The sequence below is a fragment of the Streptomyces sp. NRRL F-4489 genome (genome assembly GCF_001509485.1).
GTDB lineage: Bacteria > Actinomycetota > Actinomycetes > Streptomycetales > Streptomycetaceae > Streptomyces.
On the sequence record NZ_LLZI01000031.1, the window covers coordinates 1 to 15,114 of the forward strand.

General features: G+C 74.2%; 11 protein-coding genes. 4 read left to right on the forward strand and 7 right to left on the reverse strand.

Annotation, left to right across the window (positions count from 1 at the left end):
- Window positions 1–13: 13 nt before the first annotated feature.
- The 4 genes from ADL22_RS04830 to ADL22_RS04845 form a co-directional block, all read right to left on the reverse strand.
- A complete protein-coding gene (locus ADL22_RS04830) occupies window positions 14–1,168 on the reverse strand; it encodes an acyl-CoA dehydrogenase family protein (protein ID WP_066974150.1) in 1,155 nt (384 codons plus the stop codon).
- A 2-nt stretch (window positions 1,169–1,170) separates the two neighbouring features.
- Window positions 1,171–2,163, reverse strand: coding sequence for a hydroxymethylglutaryl-CoA lyase (locus tag ADL22_RS04835; protein WP_066974151.1), 993 nt, complete (start codon window positions 2,161–2,163; stop codon window positions 1,171–1,173).
- Window positions 2,160–4,208, reverse strand: coding sequence for a biotin carboxylase N-terminal domain-containing protein (locus tag ADL22_RS04840; RefSeq protein ID WP_066974152.1), 2,049 nt, complete (start codon window positions 4,206–4,208; stop codon window positions 2,160–2,162). Before ADL22_RS04840 ends, ADL22_RS04835 begins: the two co-directional genes overlap by 4 nt.
- Window positions 4,209–4,387: 179 nt before the next feature.
- A complete protein-coding gene (locus ADL22_RS04845; protein WP_066974159.1) occupies window positions 4,388–6,019 on the reverse strand; it encodes a carboxyl transferase domain-containing protein in 1,632 nt (543 codons plus the stop codon).
- A 145-nt stretch (window positions 6,020–6,164) separates the two neighbouring features.
- Between ADL22_RS04845 and ADL22_RS04850 the strand changes: the two genes are divergently transcribed.
- The 3 genes from ADL22_RS04850 (at window position 6,165) to ADL22_RS04860 (ending at window position 8,991) form a co-directional block, all read left to right on the forward strand.
- Window positions 6,165–6,821, forward strand: a complete 657-nt coding sequence (locus tag ADL22_RS04850) for a TetR/AcrR family transcriptional regulator (RefSeq protein ID WP_066974153.1) — start codon at window positions 6,165–6,167, stop codon at window positions 6,819–6,821.
- A gap of 108 nt (window positions 6,822–6,929) precedes the next feature.
- A complete protein-coding gene (locus tag ADL22_RS04855; RefSeq protein ID WP_066974154.1) occupies window positions 6,930–8,087 on the forward strand; it encodes an acyl-CoA dehydrogenase family protein in 1,158 nt (385 codons plus the stop codon).
- Window positions 8,088–8,106: 19 nt separating this feature from the next.
- Window positions 8,107–8,991 carry an acyl-CoA thioesterase gene (locus tag ADL22_RS04860; protein ID WP_066974155.1) on the forward strand — a complete coding sequence of 295 codons (885 nt, stop codon included), beginning with the start codon at window positions 8,107–8,109 and terminating at the stop codon, window positions 8,989–8,991.
- An 80-nt stretch (window positions 8,992–9,071) separates the two neighbouring features.
- Here ADL22_RS04860 and ADL22_RS04865 read toward each other — a convergent pair whose 3' ends face one another.
- Entirely contained in the window at window positions 9,072–9,863 is a 792-nt protein-coding gene (locus ADL22_RS04865; RefSeq protein ID WP_066974156.1) for a phosphatase, read from the reverse strand.
- Between the two features lie 147 nt (window positions 9,864–10,010).
- On the opposite strand from ADL22_RS04865, the gene speB reads away from it, so the two are divergent.
- A complete protein-coding gene (gene speB, locus ADL22_RS04870) occupies window positions 10,011–10,982 on the forward strand; it encodes an agmatinase (protein WP_066974157.1) in 972 nt (323 codons plus the stop codon).
- A 78-nt stretch (window positions 10,983–11,060) separates the two neighbouring features.
- Here speB and ADL22_RS04875 read toward each other — a convergent pair whose 3' ends face one another.
- Both ADL22_RS04875 and ADL22_RS04880 read right to left on the reverse strand, forming a co-directional pair.
- Window positions 11,061–13,364 (reverse strand): ATP-binding protein, encoded by a 2,304-nt coding sequence (locus ADL22_RS04875; protein WP_066974158.1) that lies wholly within the window; start codon window positions 13,362–13,364, stop codon window positions 11,061–11,063.
- Window positions 13,365–13,402: 38 nt separating this feature from the next.
- Window positions 13,403–15,114, reverse strand: a 1,712-nt coding sequence (locus ADL22_RS04880) for an SUKH-4 family immunity protein (RefSeq protein WP_199836218.1), incomplete at its 5' end; no start/stop codon positions are given.

The window sequence follows — 15,114 nt, forward strand, 5'->3', positions numbered from 1 at the left end:
GGCCCCCGCCCCCTCAGACCCCCAACTCCCGCGCGATCAGCATTCGCTGGACCTCGCTGGTGCCCTCGCCGATCTCCAGGATCTTGGCGTCGCGCCACATGCGGGCGACCGGGTACTCGTTCATGAAGCCGTAGCCGCCGTGGATCTGGGTGGCCTCGCGGGCGTTGTCGACGGCGATGGTGGAGGAGTACAGCTTGGCGAGCGCGGCCTCCTTCTTGAACGGTTCGCCGTGCACGAGCCGGGAGGCCGCGTCGCGCCAGGCCAGCCGGGAGGTGTGGGCGCGCATCTCCATGTCGGCGAGCTTGAACTGGATCGCCTGGTTGGCGCCGATCGGCCGGCCGAAGGCGCGCCGCTCCTTGGCGTAGCGCACCGACTCGTCCACGCAGCCCTGCGCCAGGCCGGTGGCCAGCGCGGCGATCGCGATCCGGCCCTCGTCCAGGATGCGGAGGAACTGCGCGTAGCCGCGGCCCTCCTCGCCGAGGAGGTTGCCGGCCGGGACGCGGACGTCGGAGAAGGACAGTTCGCGGGTGTCGGAGGCGTTCCAGCCGACCTTGGAGTACGGGGCGGCGACCGTGAAGCCGGGGGTGCCGGCCGGCACGATGATCGCGGAGATCTCCGGGGAGCCGTCGGCCTTGCGGCCGGTGACGGCGGTGACCGTCACCAGGCCGGTGATGTCCGTACCGGAGTTGGTGATGAAGCACTTGCTGCCGTTGATCACCCAGTCGTCGCCGTCCCGTACGGCGGTGGTGCGGGTGGCGCCGGCGTCCGAGCCGCCGTCCGGCTCGGTCAGGCCGAACGCGCCGAGCAGCTCGCCGGCGCACAGCTTCGGCAGCCACTCCCGCTTCTGCTCCTCGGTGCCGAAGCGGTAGACCGGCATGGCGCCCAGCGAGACGCCGGCCTCCAGGGTGATGGCCACCGAGGAGTCGACCCGGGCCAGCTCCTCCAGGGCGATACCGAGCGCGAGGTAGTCGCCGCCCATCCCGCCGTACTCCTCGGGGAACGGCAGCCCGAACAGGCCCATCTGCCCCATCTGGCGGACGATGTCGTACGGGAAGGCGTGCTGCTCGTAGTAGGAGCCGATCTGCGGGGCGACGACGTCGTGCGCGAACGCCTCGACCGTGCGCCGGAGTTCTTCCAGCTCGTCGGGCAGGCGGTGGTCCAGGGACATGGTCACTCCTTGTGGGGCCGTGCCTGATTCATCTGCGCGAGGACGGTGCGCGAGGGGCTGGGGCGGCCCAGCACCCCGGCCAGCCAGACGCTGGCCGCGGTCAGCCGCGCCAGATCGACGCCGGTCTCGATGCCGAGGCCGTCCAGCATCCACACGAGGTCTTCGGTGGCGAGATTGCCGGTGGCGCTCTTGGCGTACGGGCAGCCGCCCAGGCCGCCCGCCGAGGCGTCGACGGTGGTGACGCCGTGCTGGAGCGCGGCGAAGGTGTTGGCGAGGGCCTGCCCGTACGTGTCGTGGAAGTGCACGCCCAGCCGGTCGGTGGGCACGCCCGCGTCGTTCAGCGCGGTGAGCAGGCGGCGGACGTGGCCGGGCGTGGCCACGCCGATGGTGTCGCCCAGGCTCAGCTCGTCGCAGCCGAGGTCGAGCAGCGCCCGGCAGACCCGGACGACCCGGGCGATGGGCACCGGGCCCTCCCAGGGGTCGCCGAAGCACATGGAGAGGTAGCCGCGGACGTGCAGCTGCTCGTCGCGGGCCCGGCGGACGACCGGGGCGAACATCGCCAGCGCCTCGTCGACGGTGCGGTTGAGGTTGGCCCGGGCGAACGACTCGGTGGCGCTGCCGAACACCGCGATCCGGCGGGCGCCCAGCGCCAGGGCCCGCTCCAGGCCCCGCTCGTTGGGCACCAGCACCGGCAGCCGCGCCGGGTCGATACCGTCCAGCATGGGGAACAGCCGCTCGGCGTCGGCGAGTTGGGGCACCCACTTGGGGTGGACGAAGCTGGTGGCCTCGACCACCGGCAGGCCCGCGCCGGCCAGGCGGCGGATGAACTCCGCCTTGACCTCGGTGGGGACGACCTGGGACTCGTTCTGCAGGCCGTCGCGCGGGCCGACCTCGTGGATCCGTACGCGGGCGGGCAGGCCGTCCGCCGGGAAGGCCATGGGGAGGCCGGTGGCGGGGGTGCCGCCGGTGCCTTCGGGGGTGTCCGGGGTGGTCATACCGTCGCCTCCTCGGGGGTGCCGGGGGCCGGTGCGGAGTCGTTTCCGCCGCCGTCCTCGTGGGGGGCGACGACGGCCAGGACCTGGTCCATGGCGACCGTGCTGCCGGGCGTGACGTCCAGTTCGGTGACCGTCCCGGCGTGCGGCGCGGAGATCACGTGCTCCATCTTCATCGCCTCCACCACCAGCAGGCCCTGCCCGGCCGCGACCTCGTCGCCGACCGCCACCTTGACGACGGTGACGGTGCCGGGCATCGGGGCGGCGAGGGTGTCCGCGCCCTGGCCCCGGGCGGCCGCCCGCAGCGCCTCGGCGACCGGGTCGTGGTCGGCGACGTGCCAGGCGTCGCCGTCCCGGCCCAGCCAGTCGCCGCCGCGGTGGAAGGTGTGCCGGACGCCGGCGACGGTGACCCGCACCTCGTCCGCGGTGACCTCGTACGCCTCGGGGGCGGCGCCGGGCCGGGCGTCGTACGCCACCGGGTCGTGGCCGGGGACGCGCAGCCAGTGGCGGACCGGGGCGGGCTCGCCGCCCAGCCGGAAGCCGGTGGGGGCGGCGAACGGATCGCGCCAGCCGACCGCGTCCGGCGCCGGCTCCAGGGCCGCCTGGCGGACCGCGGCGGCCGCGGCGTAGACCTCCTCCGGCACCGCCGGGTCCACCAGCTCGGCCGCGACCCGCTCGACCAGCCCGGTGTCCAGGTCGCCGGCGACCACGTCGGGGTGGGCCAGCAGGCGGCGCAGGAAGCCGGCGTTGGTCGGCACGCCCAGGGTGACCGTGGCGGCCAGCGCGGCCCGCAGCTTCCGCAGGGCGCTCGGGCGGTCCGGGCCGTACGCGATGACCTTGGCGAGCATCGGGTCGTAGCGGCTCCCGACCTCGGCGCCCTCGGTCAGCCCGGAGTCCGTGCGGATCCCGTCGCCCTCGGGCTCGCGGAGGGTGACGACCGTGCCGCCGGTGGGCAGGAAGTCGCGGGCCGGGTCCTCGGCGCAGATCCGGGCCTCGACGGCGTGCCCGGTGAAGGCCAGGTCCTCCTGGGCGAACGGCAGGCGCTCGCCGGCGGCGATCCGCAGCTGCCACTCCACGAGGTCCAGGCCCGCGCCGTCCGGGCCGAAGGCGACCGTCAGCTCGGTGACCGGGTGCTCCACCTGGAGGCGGGTGTTCATCTCCATGAAGCAGTAGCCGGCCGGGTCCTTGCCGGGGACGATGAACTCGACCGTGCCGGCGCCGCGGTAGCCGCAGGAGCGGGCCGCCTGGACGGCCGCGGCGCCCATCGCGGCGCGGGTCGCCTCGTCCAGCAGGACCGACGGCGCCTCCTCGATGATCTTCTGGTGGCGGCGCTGGAGGGAGCACTCGCGCTCGCCGAGGTGGAGGACGGTGCCGTGGCCGTCGGCGAGGATCTGGATCTCGATGTGCCGGGGCCGGTCGATCCACCGCTCCACCAGCAGTGTGTCGTCGCCGAACGACGAGCGGGCCTCGCGGCGCGCGGCGGCGATCTCGTCGGCCAGGCGGGCGGCGTCCCTCACCAGCCGCATGCCCTTGCCGCCGCCGCCCGCGGACGGCTTGAGCAGCACCGGCATACCGATCTCCCGCGCCGCGGCGGCCAGTTCGGCGTCCGTCAGGCCGCTGCCGGACGAGCCGGGGACGACCGGGACGCCGGCCGCGCGGACCGTCTCCTTGGCCCGGATCTTGTCGCCCATCAGGTCGATGGCGTCGGCGGGCGGGCCGATGAAGACCAGTCCGGCGTCGGCGCAGGCGCGGGCGAAGGCGGCGTTCTCGGCGAGGAAGCCGTAGCCGGGGTGGACGGCGCGGGCGCCGGTGCGGGCGGCGGCGTCCAGCAGCCGCTCGGCCGACAGATAGCTCTCGGCGGCCGGGGCCGGGCCGATCCGGACGGCGGTGTCGGCCTCCCGGACGTGCCGGGCGCCGGCGTCCGCGTCGCTGTACACGGCGACCGAGCGGATGCCCAGGGCGCGCAGCGTCCGGATGACGCGGACCGCGATCTCGCCGCGGTTGGCGACCAGGACGGTGTCGAACAGGCCGGGGTCGATGCTGGTCATGGGTCCTCTCAGATCCGTCACGTCCGTCGCGTACGCCTGCACGTCTGTCGCGTCCGTCGCGTTCGCCACGTCCGTCACATCCGTCGTCGCGTCCGTGGCGTCCTTCGCGTACGCCCTCGTGTCCGTCACGTACGCCCTTGTGTCCGTCACGTGCGTCCTCGCCTCCGTCACGTCCGGCCTCACATCCGGAAGACGCCGAAGCGCGGCGCGTCGCGCTCCCGCCGGGGGAGCGGGGCGTTGGCGCAGGCGGTCAGGGCCAGGCCGAGGACCTGGCGGGTCTCCAGCGGGTCGATGACGCCGTCGTCCCACAGCCGGGCCGTCGCGTAGTAGGCGTTGCCCTGGGTCTCGTACTGGGCGCGGATCGGCTCCTTGAAGGCGGCCTCCTCCTCCGCGCCCCACTCCTCGCCGCGCGCCTCCAGCTGGTCGCGCTTGACGGTGGCCAGGACCGACGCGGCCTGCTCGCCGCCCATCACGGAGATCTTGGCGTTCGGCCACATCCACAGGAAGCGGGGGGAGTAGGCCCGGCCGCACATGGAGTAGTTGCCGGCGCCGTACGAGCCGCCGATGACGACCGTCAGCTTGGGGACGCGGGTGCAGGCGACCGCGGTGACCATCTTGGCGCCGTGCTTGGCGATCCCGCCGGCCTCGTAGTCGCGGCCGACCATGAAGCCGGAGATGTTCTGGAGGAAGAGCAGCGGGATACCGCGCTGGTCGCACAGCTCGATGAAGTGGGCGCCCTTCTGGGCGGATTCGGAGAACAGGATGCCGTTGTTGGCGACGATCCCCACCGGGTGGCCGTGGATATGGGCGAAGCCGGTGACGAGGGTCGTGCCGTACTCGGCCTTGAACTCCGCGAAGCGGGAGCCGTCGGTGATCCGGGCGATCACCTCGCGGACGTCGTAGGGCGTACGGGAGTCCACCGGCACGACGCCGTAGAGCCCGGCGGGGTCGGCCTTGGGCTCCTCGACGGGCCGGACGGGCCAGGGCAGCGGCGGGCGGTCGCCGAGCGTTCCGACGATGGTGCGGACGATCCGCAGGGCGTGCGCGTCGTCCTCGGCGAGGTGGTCGGTGACGCCGGAGACCCGGGAGTGCACCTCGCCGCCGCCCAGCTCCTCGGCGCTGACCACCTCGCCGGTGGCGGCCTTCACCAGCGGCGGGCCGCCGAGGAAGATCGTGCCCTGCCCGCGGACGATCACCGCCTCGTCGCTCATCGCCGGGACGTACGCGCCGCCGGCCGTGCAGGAGCCCAGCACCGCGGCGATCTGCGGGACGCCGGCGGCGGACATCCGGGCTTGGTTGTAGAAGATCCGCCCGAAGTGCTCGCGGTCGGGGAAGACCTCGTCCTGCATCGGCAGGAACGCGCCGCCGGAGTCGACCAGATACAGGCACGGCAGGCCGTTCTCCAGCGCGACCTCCTGGGCGCGCAGGTGCTTCTTGACCGTCATCGGGTAGTACGTGCCGCCCTTGACGGTGGCGTCGTTGGCGACGATCACGGTCTCCCGGCCGCTGACCCGGCCGATGCCGGCGATCACACCGGCGGCCGGCGCGGCCCCGCCGTACATCCCGCCCGCGGCCAGCGGCGCCAGCTCCAGGAACGGCGAGCCCGGATCCAGCAGGGCGTCGACGCGGTCCCGGGGCAGCAGCTTGCCGCGGGCGGTGTGGCGGGCGCGGGCCTTCTCGCCGCCGCCCAGCCGGGCCGCGGCCAGCTTCGCGCGCAGCCGCTCGGCCAGCTCGCGGTGCGCGGCCTCGTTCGTCCGCCAGGCGTCGGACGCCGGGTCCGCGGTGCTGGCCAGCACCGGTGCCTGCTCGATGGCCTCCATCGCCATGGGCCCCCTCGCTCGGTCGGCGGCCCGCCGGGCGCCGCGGGGTGTGCTCCGCGCCCGAGCGGGTTAATAGGCGTTAACCAGTTCCCCTTCAGGTTAACGACCACTAACCCCCCTGTCTACAATCGACGGCATGAGTACTACGCACGCCCCTGCCCCGACCAGCCGCCGCGAGCAGATCCTCAAGGAGGCCGCCCGGCTCTTCGCGGAGCGCGGCTTCCACGGCGTCGGCGTGGACGAGATAGGGGCGGCGGTCGGCATCTCCGGGCCCGGCCTCTACCGGCACTTCGCCGGCAAGGACGCGATGCTCGCCGAGCTGCTGGTCGGCATCAGCGAGCGGCTGCTGGCCGGCGGCCGGATGCGGGTCGCCGAGGGCGGCGAGAGCCCCGCCGCGGTGCTCGACGCGCTGATCGGCGGCCATATCGACTTCGCGCTCGACGACCGCCCGCTGATCACCCTGCACGACCGCGAGCTGGACCGCCTGCGCGAGGCCGACCGCAAGCGGGTCCGCCAGCTCCAGCGGCAGTACGTGGAGCTGTGGGTGGAGGTCGTCCGGCAGGTGCACCCCGGGCCGCCGGAGTCCGAGGTACGGGCCGCGGTGCACGCGGTCTTCGGGCTGCTGAACTCCACCCCGCACCTGGGCCGGCCCGGCTCCCTCCCGGGGCGTACGGAGATGGCCCGGCTGTTGCACCGGCTCGCGCTGGGGGCGTTCGGGGCGGTGGACGGCGCGGGGGCGGACGCGGCCGCCGTGGACGGGGCGGCGGCGGACGCGGTGGAGGCGGCGGGCTGACCGCGCCCGCGCGGGTGCCCCGCGACCCCTGGACAGCGTTGGTGACCGGCCGGTAGCTTTTCGCTGAGCAAACGCTTAGCCAGGTGTGGCGGTGAGGGAGGCCAGGGCATGCGCCGGACGGTGTTCAACGAGGATCACGAGGCGTTCCGGGAGACCATACGCGCCTTCATCGAGGCCGAGGTCGTCCCCGTCCACGACGACTGGTACGCCGCCGGGCAGGTCCCCCGCGACTTCTACTACAAGCTCGCCGAGCTGGGGATCTTCGGCATCCGCGTCCCCGAGGAGTACGGCGGCGCCGGCGTCGACTCGCACAAGTTCGAGGCCGTGATGTACGAGGAGACCGCCCGCGCCGGCGTCAGCTTCGGCGGCTCCGGCGTCCACGTCCTGCTCGGCCTGCCGTACATCCAGATGCTCGCCACCGACGAGCAGAAGCGGCGCTACCTCCCGAAGTTCGTCACCGGCGAGGAGATGTGGGCGCTGGCGATGACCGAGCCGGGCACCGGCTCCGACCTCGCCGGTATGAAGACCACCGCCAAGCGCTCCGCGGACGGCAGCCACTACGTCCTCAACGGCGCCAAGACCTTCATCACCGGCGGCGTGCACGCCGACCGCGTCATCGTCTGCGCCCGCACCTCGCCGCCGCGCGAGGACGACCGCCGCTTCGGCATCTCCCTCTTCGCCGTCGACACCACGTCCGAGGGCTACTCCGTCGGCCGCAAGCTCGACAAGCTCGGCCTGAAGGTCTCCGACACCGCCGAACTGGCCTTCACCGACGTCAAGGTGCCCGCCGAGGACCTGCTCGGCGAGGAGAACGCGGGCTTCTCCTACCTCGGCCGCAACCTCCCCTCCGAGCGCTGGGGCATCGCCTTCGGCGCCTACGCGCAGGCCAAGGCCGCCGTCCGGTTCGCCCAGCAGTACGTCCAGGAGCGCACGGTCTTCGGCAAGCCGGTCGCCGCGTTCCAGAACACCAAGTTCGAACTGGCCGCCTGCCAGGCCGAGGTGGACGCCGCCGAGGCCGTCGCCGACCGCGCCCTGGAAGCCCTCGACGCCGGTGAGCTGACGCCCGCCGAGGCCGCCTCCGCCAAGCTCTTCTGCACCGAGGTCGCGCACCGCGTCATCGACCGCTGCCTCCAGCTCCACGGCGGCTACGGCTTCATGAACGAGTACCCCATCGCCCGCCTCTACGCCGACAACCGCGTCAACCGCATCTACGGCGGCACCAGCGAGGTCATGAAGTCGATCATCGCCAAGTCCATGGGCCTGTGAGCCCGCAGGGACCCCGCACGTGAACGACGCACTGCGGTCGCTGCTCGATCTGCTCGACCTGGAGCGGATCGAGCACGACATCTTCCGGGGGCAGAGCCGGTCCTCGATCGTCCCCCGGGTCTTCGGCGGCCAGGTCGCCGCCCAGGCCCTGGTCGCCGCCGGGCGCACGGTCCCCGCCGACCGGCCCCCGCACTCCCTGCACGCCTACTTCCTGCGCCCCGGCGACCCCGGCGCGCCCCTGATCTACACCGTCGACCGGGTCCGCGACGGGCGGTCCTTCACCACCCGCCGGGTCGTCGCCGTCCAGCACGGCCGGCCGGTCTTCCACCTCACCGCCTCCTTCCACGCCCCGGAGGACAGCGCCCTGGACCACCAGGAGCCGATGCCGCCGGCCCCCGACCCGCTGACCCTGCCCACCCAGGCCGAACTCCTGCCCCGCTACGCCGACCGCTTCCGCGACCCGGGCGTCCTCGAACGGCTCCTGGAGGCACGGGCCGCGATCGACCTGCGGTACGTCACCCCGCCGCCGTTCGCCGACCCCGGCACGCCCCGGGAGCCGCGCACCCAGGTCTGGTTCCGCACCGACGGCAAGCTGGACGGTCCCGAGGACCTGCCGCTGCTCCACATCTGCCTGGTCACGTATGTCTCCGACATGACGCTGCTGGACTCGGTGCTGCTGGCGCACGGGCGGGGCGGCTGGGCCGTGGGTGACGTGGTCGGCGCGAGCCTCGACCACGCGATGTGGTTCCACCGGCCGCTGCGGGCCGATGAGTGGCTGCTCTACGACCAGGAGTCGCCGACCGCCGGTGGGGGGCGGGGGCTGGGGGTGGGGCGGATCTTCTCGGCGGACGGGAGGCTGGTGGGGTCTGTGGTGCAGGAGGGGGTTGTGCGGGGGGTGGGGTGACTCGTGGGGTGGTTCTTTGCGGCCGCCCCGCGCCGTCGCCGGGTTTCCGCCGGTGATCCCGGCGGTCCCGTCGTCGTCAGTCAGACCAGGTCGGCGGCCGCCAGCAGGTACGCGGTCAACGGGTCGTAATGCCGGGGGCTGAGCACGTGGTCGTCCAGGGGGATGGTGACCTGGACGGTGCCCTCGGACTCGGCGAGGAAGAGGGCGGGGTCGTTGCAGTCGGCGAAGCCGATGGTGGGGATGCCGTGCTGGCCCGCGCGGCCCGCCCAGCCGTGGTCGGCCATGACCAGGTCCGGCAGGGGGCGGCCGGCGCGCTCCAGGCCGTCGAGGATGGCGGCCATCGGCTCGGGGGAGTGGGTGTGCCACAGCGTGGCGCCGCGTTCCAGCATCGCCACGTCGCCGAACTGGAAGACCATGCCGTCGTCCGCCATCAGGCCGTCGGGGATGACGACGATCTCGCAGTCCCGCTCGCGCAGCGCCTGCGCGGTGGCGCGGTGGACGTCCAGGAGGCCGCCCGGGTGGCCGGTGGCGAAGAGCACCCGCTGGCGGTCGGCGGCGGCCTTGCGCAGCAGCGCGGCGGCGCGGTCCAGGGCGTCCACGGTCAGCTCGGGGTCGATGGTGTCCTGGCCCTGCCGGTGGTGCGGATCGTCGCTGACGCCGCAGCGCTCGGCCATCACGGCCAGTACGTCCTGCTCGTCCGTCCAGCGGTCGCCCAGCTCCAGGCCGAACCAGTAGTGGCGGTCGCCGTTCGCGAGCCGGCGGTAGTGCAGGAGGTTGTTCTCGCGGGGCGTGGCCACCTCCCCGGCGATCCGGGTCCGGACGAGGTGGTCGATGAGTTCGGCACGCGAGGGGGCCGCAGCGGCTATCGGCATAGCGCCATTGTGCCCGGGCGCTTCCTTCCGGGCCGGGCGTTCCACAGCGCGGACACCGGGGCGGCTGGACGAATTGTCGAACGGGAGGCGCCTTCGTTCCGCAAATGTCCATGGGGCCGCTGGTCCTCCCGCCCTACTCTCAGGCGCATGAGCACCGCATCGAACGCGCCCGTGGGCCCCGTCGACTCCTCCCGTATCCCGCGCTACGCCGGGCCCGCGACCTTCGCGCGGCTGCCCCGCCTCGACGAGGTCGGCGGCCGGGCCGACGTCGCCGTGGTCGGCGTCCCCTTCGACACCGGCGTCTCCTACCGGCCGGGCGCCCGCTTCGGCGGCAACGCGATCCGCGAGGCGTCGCGGCTGCTGCGGCCGTACAACCCGGCGCAGGACGCCTCGCCGTTCGCGCTGGCGCAGGTCGCCGACGCCGGCGACATCGCGGCCAACCCGTTCAACATCAACGAGGCCGTCGAGACCATCGAGGCCGCCGCCGACGACCTGCTGGCCTCCGGCGCCCGCATGATGACGCTCGGCGGCGACCACACCATCGCGCTGCCGCTGCTGCGCTCGGTGGCGAAGAAGCACGGCCCGGTCGCGCTGCTCCACTTCGACGCGCACCTCGACACCTGGGACACCTACTTCGGCGCCGAGTACACCCACGGCACGCCGTTCCGCCGCGCCGTCGAGGAGGGCATCCTCGACACCTCCGCGCTCTCCCACGTCGGCACCCGCGGGCCGCTCTACGGCAAGCAGGACCTCACCGACGACGAGAAGCTGGGCTTCGGCATCGTCACCTCGTCGGACGTCTACCGGCGCGGCGCCGACGAGGTCGCCGACCAGCTCCGCCAGCGCATCGGCGACCGCCCCCTCTACATCTCCATCGACATCGACTGCCTGGACCCGGCCCACGCCCCGGGCACCGGCACGCCGGAGGCGGGCGGCATGACCTCCCGCGAACTCCTGGAGATCCTGCGCGGCCTGGCCTCCTGCAACCTCGTCTCCGCCGACGTGGTCGAGGTCGCCCCGGCCTACGACCACGCCGAGATCACCGCCGTAGCCGCCTCCCACACCGCCTACGAACTCACCACGATCATGTCCCGCCAGATCGCGGCCGCCCGCGACTGACCGGCACGCCACCGCCCCCGACCGCCGGCCGCCCGAGAAGGGCCGCCGGCGGTCAGTCGTTGTGGCCGGGGGCGGGGTTCAGGCCGGTCGCAGGCCCGGGAGGGTCCAGCCGCTGACGACCAGGTCGTCCTCCAGGGAGCCGGACAGGATGGCCTGCCAGGTGCGGCTGTGCTCGACGGCGGGGTCGATGCGGGCGGCCCAGCGGTGCAGGGCGGACCGGGCGTCGTGCAGCTCGGCGGTGCAGGCGAAGTCGCTGAGCACGAAGGTGCGGTAGAGGCAGAGCAGGGCGAGGTACTGGGGGAGGCTGCCGGCGACGGTGAGTTCGAAGGAGGCGCCGGAGCGGCCGTCCTGGAGGACGCGGCCGGTGGCGGCGTCCAGGTAGGCGCCGGAGCCGAGCCACGTGCCCAGGGGGTGGAAGGGGCCGTCGCCCGGGGAGGGGACGGCGGGCACGCCCTGCCAGTCGGCGGCGGGCAGCCCGGTCTCGTCCAGGGGCGGGAGGGTGGCCAGGTAGATCTGGCCGTGGAGGACGGGGACGCCGGTGTCGGTGAGGCAGCGGCGGGTGGCCTCGTCCAGACCGGGCGGCACGGCGCTCGCCGGGAGGGTGCGGCAGGCGTCCGGGCCGAACGCGCGGGCCAGGACCGCGGGGGAAGGGCCCGCGGGAGTCATCAGCTCGCCCGGGAACTCCCAGGGGGCGGCGCTGGTGTGCGGGGCGAGCAGCGGGGGCGTCCACGGGGGCAGGGGGGTGTCGCCGGCGGGGGGCGCCGGACGGTGCGGGTCGAGGGCGTACAGGCCGCCGCGGCCGGCCACCACCCACCGTTCGCCGTCCGGGGCGCAGCTGCTGGTGGCGCTGTACGGGAGCCGGATCGGGGTGCGGTCGTCGGGGTCGAGGGCCGGTGCCCCGGTGTCCTCGAAGCGGGCGGTGCGGCCCTCGACGGACTCGACGTCGCCCTCCAGGTCGTAGAAGAGCTCGACGGTGGACGGCGGCGTGAGTTCCGTGCCGTCCGCGAGGCTCCAGATCCGTTCGACGGCCCGGTCGTCGCCTTCCGGCTCGGTGTACTCGCCGTCCTGATAGGGCGGGAGCAGGTGTTGCCCGGCCACGGCGGCGGTGCCGTCCAGGGAACCGGGGAAGAGGTGGTCCACCGTGCCCGTCCCGCCGGGGACCGGGCCGAAGACGGCGTAGGGGCGGTGGTGCGACCAGGCGGTGCGCCAGGGGAGGGGCACACCGGCACCGGCGAGGGCCGCGGCCCAGGCGGTGTCGCCGCGGTTGGTGGCCGCCCAGTGGAGCCAGGAGAGCCATTCGCCCTGGTCCTCCGGGGCGATGCCCTCCGTTTCGAGGTAGTGGATGTCGGCGGCGACACCCCCTTGGGAGACACCGTCCCGGTAGTGCAGGGCCAGGGCCTGGAGGACGGAGTAACGGGTGCAGCGGGCCAGGGCGGCGGGCGCGTCGGTGAGCAGCGCGGGGAGGCCGGTGCCGGAGAGGGCGGCGTGCGGGGCGAGGGCTTGCGCGGCGTAGGCGTGCACCGGGTCGGACGGCGGGCGGCCGGTGAGCGCGGCGGTCAATTGCCTTGCCACTGCGGCCTGTTGCTCGGGGGTGAGGGGGGTGAGGGTGCGGGTGAGGTGCTTGAGGGCGTCGGTGCGGAAGCTCACCGCCGGGCCGTGTGAGGTGTCGGTGGGGTGCGGGGTGTGGGTGTGGTGCTGGAGGACGGCCGGTTGGCGGGCGGCCAGGCCGGACAGCTCGGTGGCGGTCGCGGGGACGCCGAGCGCGCGGGCGAGGAATTCCCAGACGGGGAGGGAAACGGCACGGGTCTCCGCGGCCGCCAGGGCGGTCAGGGCGGGGTGCTCGGCGACGAGCCGGGGGAGGGGCGCCCGTGGCCCGTCCGGCCCGTCCGGAACCCCTGGCTCCTCCGGTTCCTCCCGGCCTTCCAGGCGTACGTCCTTGGGGCGGGTCACCGCCACCCGTTCGTGCGCGCCGTCGACCTCCACCGCGACCGAGACCCGGCCGCCGCTCCGCAGCGCGATCTCGGCGGCGAGGTCACCGCCCACCCGGGTCGGTTCGGTGGAACTGAACAGCGGCCCGGCCCACTGGGCGTTCGCCAGCACCACCAGGGCGTCGCCCTCGTGCCGCGCGAGGACGTCGCGCAGCGGTGTACGGCTGCGCGAGAGGTCCATGTGCAGCCCGAGGCCGTCCAGTACCGCGTGCGCGACCTGATCGGCGGTCAGGCCGCGGCAGTCGACCATCACCCCCGCCGGGAAGCGCTCCCTGAGCCTGTGCAGCAACCGCGTCTTGCCGGCCCCGGCCGGCCCGGACACCTGGAGGACGACACCGGGGCCGGGCCGCTTCAGCCAGTCCACGGCTGTGCCGAGGGCCTCGGCGTATCGCATGGGGTGCTTCTCCCTGGCGCGGGCAGGCGGGGCGGCGGTCAGTCGTTGTGGAGGGGGTATTGCCAGGCGCCGGCGCCTGAGCCCTTCCAGTCGATGCTCCAGAGGGTGTCCTCGATGTGCTGGCGGAGGACGTTCGCCTCGTCGCGGTTGTCGACGTCGGCCAGGAGGCGGCGGCCGGTGACGAAGGTGGCGGCCATGGTGAGGAAGTTGTCCAGGGTGGTGGCGACGAGCACGCCGTCCTCGGCGGTGGGGTCGTCCTCGTCGACGGGGCAGCGCAGGACGTGGCCGGTGGGGCCGTCGAGGACGACGTAGCCGCCCATCCACTGGCCGAGGCGGTGGAACGGGCCGTCGTCGGCGGGCTGTTCGGGATGGTCCTCCGGCCACTCGACCTCCTGGAGGAAGTCCGGGTGGGACGGCTGGAGGGCGAGTCCTTCGTCGTCGAACCCGGGGAGGCCGGTGGTGGTGAGGAGGCGGCGGGCGGTGGGGTCGGTGAGGTCCTCGGGGAGGTTTTCGGGGGCGGTGGTGACGTAGGCGCCGGTGCCGTAGATAGCGGCGAGGTCCTGCGGTGACGGGTCGGGGGCGCCGGCGGGGGTGGCGGCTCCGGTGGCGGTGAGGGTGCCGAGGAAAGGCTCCCTGCTGTCCGGGTCGCTGAAGGCGGTGAGGTGTGCGTCGGGGTGGGGCTGGAGGGCGAGGACGCCGCCGGGACCGGCCAGGACGAGGGGGGCCGGGAGGCCGGGGGAGAGCGGGGTCCCGGTGTCCAGGCAGACGTTGAGCAGGGCTTCCAGGGCGCCGTCGACGGTTTCGGCGGTGTCGGCCGCCTTGTGGAGTTCGCGGAGTGAGGCCGGGCCGGGTGTGGGGTGGTCGCCGGTGGCCCAGGTCAGGGCGGGGCGGGCGTCGGCGGGGAAGTCACCGTCCGCGGGCCAGGGGCCGGCGAGGAGGTCGCCCGTCGCCAGGTCCCAGACGCGCAGGTCGTCGCCGGAGGACAGCACGGCGGGGCGGCCCTGCCAGCGGACGGGGTACGCGGTGCCGACCGGGCCGGGGCGCAGGTAGGCGGGGTGGCAGCCGCCCGGGGGACGCCAGTGGGTCCACAGCGTCTTCCAGGAGAGCCGGACCCCGGAGCGGGCGATGCCCTCGGCCAGGGCGGTGTCCTCGCGGGCGGTGGCCATGAGGTGGAGCCAGGCGGCCCAGGTGGGTTGGTCGGGCTGGTGGACGCCGTACATCTGGAGGTGTACGGCGTCGGCGGCGGGGCTGTTGCCGGGCAGGGAGCCGTCGTGGGCGCAGTGGGCGGCGTCCACGAGGGCGTCCGGGGGGAGCTGCGCGACGATCGTGCCGTCGGTGAGGAGTTCGTCGAGGAGGTCCGTGCCCGCTTGGGCGGCGTGCATGGCGATGCCGTGGGCGGCGTAGCGGCCGAGGGGGCCGGAGGCGGCCCAGCCGTCAGGGTGGCGGAGGCCGGGCGCCTGGTCGCGCAGCCAGGCGACCATGTGGCGGCCGACGGCGGCGGGCACCTCGGGGCCGTACGCGTCGCGGATCGCCTCGGCGGTGCGCTCCTGGCGGAAGCTGACCTGGCCGTCGGTGTGGTCGAGGTGGTCGGGGAACTGGCGGGCCAGATCGGCCAGTTCGGCCTCGGTGGTGGGGGGCGTTGCCTCGTCTGCGGTGGTGGCCGGGGTGGTGAGGCCGGCGGCGGTGGCCGCGGTGATCAGTTCGCGCCATACGGCCAGGGGGACCTGGCGGGGCTCGGAGAAGGCGAGGG